The 1770-nt window shown below is 38.5% G+C and carries 3 protein-coding genes; 2 read left to right on the top strand and 1 reads right to left on the bottom strand.

The genetic code is table 11. The features are described 5' to 3' along the window. Positions 1 to 519, top strand: a 519-nt coding sequence (locus V5N63_RS11780) for an HD domain-containing protein (protein WP_332034096.1), incomplete at its 5' end; no start/stop codon positions are given. Positions 520 to 620: 101 nt separating this feature from the next. After that, positions 621 to 1244 carry a hypothetical protein gene (locus tag V5N63_RS11775; protein WP_332034095.1) on the top strand — a complete coding sequence of 208 codons (624 nt, stop codon included), beginning with the start codon at positions 621 to 623 and terminating at the stop codon, positions 1242 to 1244. Between the two features lie 16 nt (positions 1245 to 1260). Here the strand turns inward: V5N63_RS11775 and V5N63_RS11770 are convergent. Further along, positions 1261 to 1770: efflux RND transporter periplasmic adaptor subunit (locus V5N63_RS11770; RefSeq protein ID WP_332034094.1), on the bottom strand; the 510-nt coding region annotated here is incomplete at its 5' end.

Raw genomic sequence — 1770 nt, 5'->3', positions numbered from 1 at the left:
GAAACCTGTAACCTCGAAATTGTAGAACTTTCTGCCTTGCTTCATGATATTGCAGATCCCAAATTCCACGGTGGCGACGAAACATTAGCCCTGAAAATTTCACGTGAATTTCTTGAAAAGGAAAACGTTTCCGAAGAAATTATCGACCAGGTTTTATTCATCATCAAAAATATTTCCTTTAAAAACAGAGGCGAAGTTACCGAAAATTTACCTTTGGAATTGAAAATTGTACAGGATGCAGACCGCCTCGACGCCATCGGTGCGATTGGGATTGCTCGGACTTTCAATTTCGGGGGTTTCAAAAATAATTTGATGTATCATCCTGAAATTCCTCCAAAATTGGACATGTCGAAGGAAGAATACAAAAGAAATGAGGGAACCACAATCAATCATTTTCACGAAAAACTGCTCTTGCTGAAAGATTTAATGAATACCCAAAAGGGAAAAGAAATCGGTGAAGAGCGACATAATTTCATGCTGCAATTCCTTGATGAATTTTACAAAGAGTGGAATGGGTAAAGGTTTACATGGAATAATAAATTAGGATCTGAAATAATTTAAACAAAAACCTGTTCTTCCACACCGAATCAACTGCGTCAATTTTTCTTTATCTTTACCAAATGTTTTACGTGTTTTTTCTTTTGTTTATTGCACTTTGTGCCGGTTTAATGCTGTCGGTTTTTAGGACCGGAAGTTTTAAAACGGGGACCAAGGCATTCCGGATTTTTGTTGTGGTAGCGGGCATCGGTATTTTTACTTATTATTTTGTCAAAAAAAGCCTCTCTACATTTCGTGCAGATGCTTTAACCGTGCAGATGATTAACAAACTGCCATTTCCGCTGGATTTTTATCTGATAAAAATCAACAGTGAAAAAGATGCTCCTAAGGTTTATGAAACCGGGCACGTGGGCAATATCCGAAGCAATTACTACAGAATCGAATATCTGGACATGACCAATTCTGATGAATTTTGGATCGCCGGATTTATGGGTAAAAAAAACATGGTATATTTCTCCCAGCATGCGGTTCCGAACAAAAATGAAGACCAGATTATTGAAATCCAGAATTACATTAACCAAAGCCAGAAACTCTCGGAAATCGCAGGAAAACAGATCGAAATTCTGAAACTAGAAAACATGAAAACAGCAATCTGGATTACCCTTGATTTGCTTCTTCTTTTTCTGAATATTGCCGTTCTTCTGAAAAAATCCAATAAAAAAATCCCGAAAAATTCCGGGATTTAATACTGGTTTTTAGATTTTATTTTTCTTTTTGCGCTTTCAGTGCTTCTTTATCTTTGTCGGAAGGATTCCATACTTTCACTTCAGAATCTTTGGTAAGCCCAGATAAAATCTGAACATTGATTCCGTCGCTTGCACCGAGTTTAACTTTAACTTTCTTGAATTTCCCATCGGGCTGTTTTACTTCCACAAAAGGACTGTCGTTACCGTTCACTTTTTCGTACTGAATTAAAGCTTCATCCAGGAGCAGCGCATTTTTCTGCGAACTGAGGATAATTTCGCCGTTGGCAGAAAAACCGGCTCTGATGTATTCGTTGGTTTTATTGAAAACATCGCCTTCGATTGGGAACTTAATCGTTCCGTTTTCATCTTTACCTTTTGGCGCAATCATGGTAACGCGTCCGGGAAATGTTTTGTTCTGCAGGGCACCGATGACCACATTCATTTCCATGCCTTCCTTTAGTTTTCCGGCCTGTGCCTCGTCGATGGTTCCCTGAAAAATCAGTGAATTTAGATCCGCAATGGATGC

Source organism: Kaistella sp., assembly GCF_032060305.1.
GTDB lineage: Bacteria > Bacteroidota > Bacteroidia > Flavobacteriales > Weeksellaceae > Kaistella > Kaistella yananensis.
This window is presented reverse-complemented; position numbering and strand designations above follow the sequence as displayed.

Coding starts and splice junctions, on each gene's coding strand:
- V5N63_RS11775 (WP_332034095.1), top strand. CDS start 621: ATGTTTTACGTGTTTTTTCTTTTGTTTATTGCACTTTGTGCCGGTTTA.